Genomic DNA, 7,536 nt, shown 5'->3' with positions numbered 1-7,536 from the left:
TGATTCTTCACGTCCCCGATGACAAAGGTAATTCCAACACAGAGAATTTGTTTGTCGATAATACCGATCGGACGGATGTGCCGGATTGGACGCGAAGAATCGCGTCCCTACTGTGTCGGCTTCCTCGAAATAATATGGTATCATATTCGCTGATAAACGTAGCGTCCGGCTTACAGACGTGCTTTCCATAGAAGGTTATATTTTCAACGATTCAGAGAGTGTCGGGCGACCTCATTTTTATTGGAGAAACTAAGCGAACAATTAAAAGCGAAAGGGTATTGAACGTTTAATAAAATCCACTAATTATGAGTGATAAACAATCATCGGTGATTTAGGGCGGAATTGGCTGAATGTAGGGACGTGATTCTTCACGTCCCCGATGACAAAGGTAATTCCAACATAATATGGAATTTGCCGACTCTATCGAGCCTACTGATTCAGAAGAATGTCAGTGTGCTGAATGGCAGTGCGGCAGGAAACGCTATTTTCAAATTATAGACGTTGATAGGTATATCGATAACCTTAATGACTGAGACTAAATATTAAACACGATGAAAGAAGATAAAGCAATAAATCCCATACCTAAAGATTTCGTGTCGGATGTCCGCCGGATAATCGAGAATGGCCGTCAGCAGGCGTTCTCGGCGACAAGCGCCATCGCAATTGCCACCTATTGGAATATCGGTCGGCGAATAGTCGAGGAGGAACAGAAAGGTAACATCCGTGCTGAATATGGATCTCGGCTTATTGCAGGGTTGGCAGAGGATTTGCGGACTGAGTATGGTGCAAGTTATAACAAGAGAAATTTAGAACATTTCCGGAAATTCTACTTGGTATTCAATGATATACAAATTGTGAACGAACTCGTACACAATTTGACGTGGACTCATATCAGAAGACTTTTATCTGTTACAAATCCTGATGCTCGTCTTTGGTATATGGCTCAAGCTTCAAAAGATATGTGGAGTACCACCACTCTTGACCGCAATATCAGCTCCCATTATTATGAGCGTCGGCTTGCGGAACAGCGGAAGCATCCCAAAGGGACCCTGCCGGAGGCCGTCGCACCGTATAATGATTCTGACCCGCTTGAATATATCAAGAATCCAACGGTTGCGGAGTTTATGGGATTCCAGCGAGACAGCAAATATTCTGAGTCGGAACTCGAACAGGCTCTGATTGACAATCTCGAAAAATTCATCCTCGAACTCGGTAGAGGTTTTGCCTTTGTTGAAAGACAACAGCATATCACTACCGAGATGGATGACTTCTACATTGACCTTGTTTTCTACAATTTCCGTATGAAGCGATTTGTGATTTTCGAGCTGAAAACTCACAGGATGAATCACGGAGACGTAGGTCAGCTTGATATGTATGTCAGAATGTATGATGACCTTATGAAAGGGCCGGATGATAACCCGACAATCGGTGTACTTCTATGCACCGACACAGACTCAACCATTGCGAAGTATTCAGTCCTGAACGACAGCAATCAGCTGTTTGCTGCCAAATATATGACCTATATGCCGACTGAGGAAGAGCTACGTCACGAGATTGAAAAGCAAAAACAATTCTTCCTCGCCCACCACAAAAATGACTGATAAATGTAGCATTCGGCTTACTGACGTGCTTTCCATAGAAGGTTATATTTTCAACGATTCAGAGAGTGTCGGGCGACCTCATTTTTATTGGAGAAACTAAGCGAACAATAAAAAGCGAAAGGGTGTTGTACGTTTAATAAACTCCACTGATTATGAGCGATAAAATTAGAATTCATATGCTCCATTGCGGAATGGTAAGAACGACTCGCTGGTTGCCATTCAACAATGACCATGTGTCGATGGCAAGAGTAGCCGGACTGTTTGTGCCTGAAAAAGATTGGGAATGGCTGCCGGTCTCATGCTATTATATCGAACATCCCAAAGGAAAAATTCTTGTAGATACAGCATGGAGCCGTCGGATGAGTCCTGACGGTGTAGAGGATAAACGAGCGCAGATTCGTGAACTCGGTTATTTTCTGTATAGAATTAACCAGGGTTTTACTCCTGAAGGTCAGACGGTTGATGAGCAGTTGAAAGCGATGGGGGTAAGGACAGCGGATTTGGATTATGTGCTACTTACGCATCTTGATTGCGACCACGCTTGCGGTCTTCATCAAGTTGCGGATGCCAAACGAATATTGGTTTCTGAAGAGGAGATGAAATATGCCAATAGCGTGCTGCCGACTCATTTCGACAATATAGTGCGTTATAAAAAGAGATGGTGGGAAGATGTGCCGGTGACACTATTTGCCTATAATGGAAAGGAGGGTCCATTTCGACGCAGTTTTGATCTCTTTGAAGATGGAACTGTTCAGCTTATTAATATTCCAGGTCACTGTGCCGGTTTATCGGCAGTCAAGATCACTGGTAAGGATGGCAGATTTGTGCTTCTTGATGCTGACGGTGCCTACAGTGCCAAGAACTGGGAAGAAATGATACCCTCCGGAATCGCGGCGAATCGTGTGGATCAGATGAAATCGCTGGAATGGATTCGGGAAATGAGTATGAGTGACAAATGTATCGAATCTCTTGCTACTCATGATCCAAATGTAAAACCGCATACTGTAGAAATAGAGTTATAATTCCTAAGTAGCCGGTCGAATTAAACGCATGTTATTCGGCCGGTGCAGGATTCGCTATTCATCCTTCAGGGGGTTACCATCGGTGAAGGGGCTGTCATAGCGGCAGGTGCGGTGGTCAACACGGATGGTCCGCCGCTCACCGTGGTCGACGGTCTCCCTGCAAGGGTCATCAAAACCATCTGAGGACAAGTTCAAGAGATTTGCGATTCATTTATCTGATATTGAAGGACACTTTCGGTATAGACCTTGAATCAGAATTTATAGATAGTGATATAGAGGGGGATAGCCTTGATAATTTGCACAATACGGAATAAAATAGTAATTTTGCGTTGAAAAAAGTGTTCCATAGAATAGAAATTTCAATAGAATGATAAAAGAGCGTACTACATATCTCAATATACAAGTAAGGATACAAAAATAAAGACATCATGTATAATCGATGATTTTGAGTTAATATGTTTCCTGATAATCCGATAACCCATGAGTGATATAATTAAAATTGAAGATGTAAAAAAGGTAATTATGCCACTAAGAGGACATAATGTAATTCCGGATTTCTTAGTGGCGCATTTATACGGAGTGCAGACTAAAGAAGTTAATCAAGCTGTCAGAAATAACCCCGAGAAATTCCCGGAGGGGTTTATACTTGAATATTCAAAAGAAGAGAAAGCTGAACTGGTCAAAATTTTTGACCAGTTCAATATAAAACACTCTTCAGCGACCATTAAGGCATTTACAGAGAAAGGATTATATATGTTGGCGACCATATTAAAGAGTCCGGTCGCTACACAAACCACCCTCGCTATTGTAAATACATTCGCTGAAGTAAGAGAGTTAAAACATCGTCTTTTAGAGGTTCACGATTCAGAGTCTCTACAAGATAAACAAACGGGAATGAAACGTATCGGTGATATTCTTGCCGACTTAATTATGCCTGACCTCGAAACTACCGAGACTCAGTCAACTCTTGAATTCAACTTTGTCATTGGAAAATTAAAACATTCAGTAACTCGACAGCGAAAGAATGATAATGCCGATATTATTCTACGAGAAAAAGTTATCTTTGCAAAAAGATTACTTTCAAAAGGCTTTCAAGAAAAGGAAGCACTGGAGTTGGCAAATATCACAGATAGCGATATAAATAAAATCAAAGACTTATTGTAACAGACCTGTAGAGGACATCTGCGAAATCGGAGAAGAGCGTAGCCGCCGTGCCGGCTGAATGTAGGGACGCGATTCTTCACGTCCCCAATGACAAAGGTAATTCCAACACAGAGAATTTGTTTGTCGATAAGCCGGATCGGACGGATGTGCCGGATCGGACGCGAAGAATCGCGTCCCTACCGTGTCGGCTTCCGGATGCTCAAACTTGACTCGTTGAACAAACTTAATAATTAGGACTAATGGCTTGTAATATAGATTATATTGAGTGTCTTTGCGGCTTACTTTCCTCTCTTGGAGATGTACGTTATCGTAAGATGATGGGAGATTATGTTATCTATCTGAATGAGAAGTGTATTATAACTGCCTGTGATAATATGGCATTTATCAAGAAACTGCCTTGTCTGGAGGAGTTGATGCAGGATGCTGAGACCGGTCATCCATATGAGGGAGCCAAGGAAGCGTATATTCTTGATACTTCCAACCCAAGTCTATTAAGAAAAGTCATTCCAGTCCTCTGGGATAATCTCCCTTTTCCCAAAAAGAGGAAGTGAGATATAATCAAGCTGCTATAATCCTTGGAGGGCTACAACCCATGAACTACGGCAGTCAGGACTTTCTCTGTTATAGTTTTCAGGTAGATAATCAAGAATAGTAAATAACGCGAAAGCCAATGAAGGGGAGAGGTAGTCTCAACTTCATTGGCTTTCAGGTATGTGGTGTTAGTATCTGGTGTTATTGGAGAAACCGAGTGTCGGATTTCTATACAAACATGTGTTAAAGTTGTGTCAGCAACCAGTTCTGCTCACTCTATTTTCTGAAATATAAAACATAGACACACAATTCTTTGAGTGAATTGTGTTCTAAAATGGTATGTTTTGCGAAATAATTATTAAATTTGCGTTATATTCAATATGGATGACTATGAAAGAAGATTTGAACAGACTCAAAATAGTTCTCGCAGAGCATAAGAAGACTAATAAATGGCTTGTCGACCATTTAGAAAAGGATCCGGCTACCGTGTCCAAGTGGTGTACCAACAATACTCAGCCGTCGCTGGAGACGCTAAGGGACATCGCTAATCTCCTTGAAATAGACATCAAAGAACTTATCAATTCCACCAGGGTCTCAACCCCCGAGGTAATGTATATAAAAATTAAAGGATATCCCAATACATCAAATTATCAATCATGACAATTACCGCTGAATAGATAAAGAAACTAATCAAGTGTGGAGAACACTCCACGCTTGAAATGAAGAAATGTAAACAATCTGTTCCTGATTCGGTGTGGGAAACTTACTCTGCCTTCGCGAATACTCGTGGCGGTGTTATCTTGTTAGGTGTTTACGAAGACAAGGAGAAGCCTCTTGCTGAAAGATTTGAGGTTACCGGTGTGTTGGATTCATACAAAGTTGTCACTGATTTCTTCAATCAGTTACATAATTCTCAGAAGGTTAACAGAAGTGTGCTCGTAGACAGCGATGTCAGAATTGTAGATGTTGATGGGAAGGATGTTATTTACATAAACGTACCCGAGGCAGACTATCGTCAAAAACCAATATACATCAACCAGAAGTTGGAGCAAGGCACCTATAAAAGAGTGTATGAAGGAGACCGACAGGTGACAAAAGAGGAACTCGCGCTCTTGCTTCGCGATAGTTCAGATAATACTGATTCACAGATTATAGAACATTATGGTATGGAGGATATTGATGCTGATACGCTTGAAAAATATCGTCGGTCATTCAATATTCTTAATCCAGGACATGCCTACGAAGAGCTCAATGACAGGGACTTTCTGATTCAAATGGGTGGCTATGATATAAACAGACAGAAAGGTATTGAGGGAATTACTATGGCGGGACTTTTAATGTTTGGTAAAGGGCTTCATATCCGTAGGAACTTCCCAAATTTCAGGCTTGATTATCTTGACCTGATTGACATAGAGCCAGGCAACAGCAAGAAATGGAATGACCGTCTCACCGATGATGGTCGTTGGGAACATAACCTTTATAATTTTCTTGTTCTCGCTTTGCGCAAACTGCTTTTCACACTGCCATCTGAAGGAAAACTTGAAGGAACCGTTAGACGTGATGGTGGTCCGCTCCATGAGGCTGTCCGAGAAGCTATGATTAATTGTATCACATATTGCGACTATCTGCTCGGAGGTGTACTACGCATTGACCGTCGCACCGATAGAATAATCCTGCGTAATCCGGGTACACTCCGAATCTCACCGGAGCGTATCTACAATGGCGACTATACACAAGCTCGCAATAGTACAATTCAAAAGATGCTGCGAATGATAGGATTCGGTGATAATATCGGGTCTGGCTTTATGAAGATAATCAAGGCTTGGGATATCCTTGGGTTCAATAGCCCGGAAATCCATGAAGAAACTGAAGTCAAAGAGGTGTGGCTGACACTGCCTTTATCTGTGAAATCACAGATAAAAACACAGATATATTCACAGAATAATAATGATAACATTAGGCATAACAGCAGAATAGATGTGAATAATATCACTGTTTCACAGATAATTTCACAGATAAATTCACATATGGATTTATCTGTTATACAACGTTCAATCCTGAAACAGATGGTCTCATTCCCTGAATCTTCAATAGAGGAAATCGCCAATGCACTTGGAATGAAATCAGAGTCAATACGTTATCAACGTCGCCTCATGCAGGACAAGGTTCTTACGGAAAAGATAGGCTCTAACAAAAACGGTAGATGGAAGATAACTTTTATAGGCTAAAATAGTATAGGGTTCTATAAATGTATAGAACGCAACAAACCAGCCATTATAGAATTGGAAATTGAGATAACGTAAGCTATCTGAGAAGGAAGAAGATATTGGAAACGGTTCAGTGTTTGATTTTTGTCGACTCTTTTTTAGACATAGCTATCATGGGAACGCGAAGATTGAAGATACTGACGCAAACGATTAACTAAATCTAAATTTATAGAATTATGGCATATAGATATAATGATGGCAGTCGATCAGATGAACTTATTAAGAGAATGATTCCCATAATGGTCTTATGGGCAAAATATTCTTGGACGGAAGGACATACTTATTCACAGTTGGCAGAGGTAGTTGAAGCCAAATCTCCACGATTAGGACATCAATTAGGCCTGATAGATAATATTTTTCGTCAGTTATCTGATGAAACCGGTAGGGAGATACCTACTCTTAATGCTTTAATCTCTAATGCTAATTCGGGACTACCATCAAATGGTTTCGATTATGTTGATTCAAACTATTCTTTCTTGACAAAAGAAGATAAGGAAACTTTAGCGAAAGGGAAAAACGAGGAAGCGCACGCCTATGATTATTCTTGGGTACTTGAAAAACTTGGTCTGACTCTTCCGACCAGTATGCCCATTACAAAAATCAAGTCATTAAGAAAAGATATAAGTAATAAGGGATTTGGTGGTGAGGGTGAATACCATAAGCGAATAAGAGAGTATATTTCAGATAATCCTGAGGTATTATCAATTGCGTCTGTTATTGAAACCTATACAGAATATACTCTTCTTTCTGGAGATAGACTTGATGTATTCATTAAAACTGAAACGGAAAATTGGGCTGTTGAAGTCAAATCTCGAATTTCTGATGAGAATGATATACTGAGAGGAATCTTCCAGTGCGTAAAATATCGTTCCGTCATGGAAGCGGAGAAAGCTCTTTATCCAAATTCCTCCAGTATTCGGGTATTGTTGGTGGTCGAAAAGGAGATGAGTG

At 40.8% G+C, this 7,536-nt stretch carries 7 protein-coding genes and 1 pseudogene; all 8 read left to right on the top strand.

All coding sequences use genetic code 11. The features are described 5' to 3' along the window. Window positions 1–551: 551 nt before the first annotated feature. Window positions 552–1,601 (top strand): DUF1016 domain-containing protein, encoded by a 1,050-nt coding sequence (locus tag HDT28_07435; protein MBD5132398.1) that lies wholly within the window; start codon window positions 552–554, stop codon window positions 1,599–1,601. A 152-nt stretch (window positions 1,602–1,753) separates the two neighbouring features. Continuing rightward, window positions 1,754–2,623 (top strand): N-acyl homoserine lactonase family protein, encoded by an 870-nt coding sequence (locus HDT28_07430; GenBank protein MBD5132397.1) that lies wholly within the window; start codon window positions 1,754–1,756, stop codon window positions 2,621–2,623. Between the two features lie 60 nt (window positions 2,624–2,683). Beyond that, a pseudogene (locus tag HDT28_07425) lies at window positions 2,684–2,806 on the top strand (2,3,4,5-tetrahydropyridine-2,6-dicarboxylate N-acetyltransferase). Window positions 2,807–3,103: 297 nt separating this feature from the next. Then, window positions 3,104–3,787 carry an ORF6N domain-containing protein gene (locus HDT28_07420; GenBank protein ID MBD5132396.1) on the top strand — a complete coding sequence of 228 codons (684 nt, stop codon included), beginning with the start codon at window positions 3,104–3,106 and terminating at the stop codon, window positions 3,785–3,787. A 239-nt stretch (window positions 3,788–4,026) separates the two neighbouring features. After that, window positions 4,027–4,338 carry a transcriptional regulator gene (locus HDT28_07415; protein MBD5132395.1) on the top strand — a complete coding sequence of 104 codons (312 nt, stop codon included), beginning with the start codon at window positions 4,027–4,029 and terminating at the stop codon, window positions 4,336–4,338. A 364-nt stretch (window positions 4,339–4,702) separates the two neighbouring features. Then, window positions 4,703–4,978 carry a helix-turn-helix transcriptional regulator gene (locus tag HDT28_07410; GenBank protein ID MBD5132394.1) on the top strand — a complete coding sequence of 92 codons (276 nt, stop codon included), beginning with the start codon at window positions 4,703–4,705 and terminating at the stop codon, window positions 4,976–4,978. 59 nt (window positions 4,979–5,037) lie between these two features. Then, window positions 5,038–6,546 (top strand): AAA family ATPase, encoded by a 1,509-nt coding sequence (locus tag HDT28_07405; GenBank protein MBD5132393.1) that lies wholly within the window; start codon window positions 5,038–5,040, stop codon window positions 6,544–6,546. Between the two features lie 215 nt (window positions 6,547–6,761). Next, window positions 6,762–7,536, top strand: a 775-nt coding sequence (locus HDT28_07400; GenBank protein ID MBD5132392.1) for a hypothetical protein, incomplete at its 3' end; no start/stop codon positions are given.

The organism is Clostridiales bacterium, assembly GCA_014799665.1.
GTDB lineage: Bacteria > Bacillota > Clostridia > Christensenellales > Pumilibacteraceae > Anaerocaecibacter.
The sequence above is the reverse complement of the archived record's forward strand: the minus strand, read 5'-3'. Positions and strand labels throughout refer to the sequence as shown.

Excerpts from the sequence above, each read along its gene's own strand:
- HDT28_07435 (MBD5132398.1), top strand. The coding sequence starts at position 552 with ATGAAAGAAGATAAAGCAATAAATCCCATACCTAAAGATTTCGTGTCG.
- HDT28_07430 (MBD5132397.1), top strand. The coding sequence starts at position 1,754 with ATGAGCGATAAAATTAGAATTCATATGCTCCATTGCGGAATGGTAAGA.
- HDT28_07410 (MBD5132394.1), top strand. The coding sequence starts at position 4,703 with ATGACTATGAAAGAAGATTTGAACAGACTCAAAATAGTTCTCGCAGAG.
- HDT28_07415 (MBD5132395.1), top strand. The coding sequence starts at position 4,027 with ATGGCTTGTAATATAGATTATATTGAGTGTCTTTGCGGCTTACTTTCC.
- HDT28_07405 (MBD5132393.1), top strand. The coding sequence starts at position 5,038 with ATGAAGAAATGTAAACAATCTGTTCCTGATTCGGTGTGGGAAACTTAC.
- HDT28_07420 (MBD5132396.1), top strand. The coding sequence starts at position 3,104 with ATGAGTGATATAATTAAAATTGAAGATGTAAAAAAGGTAATTATGCCA.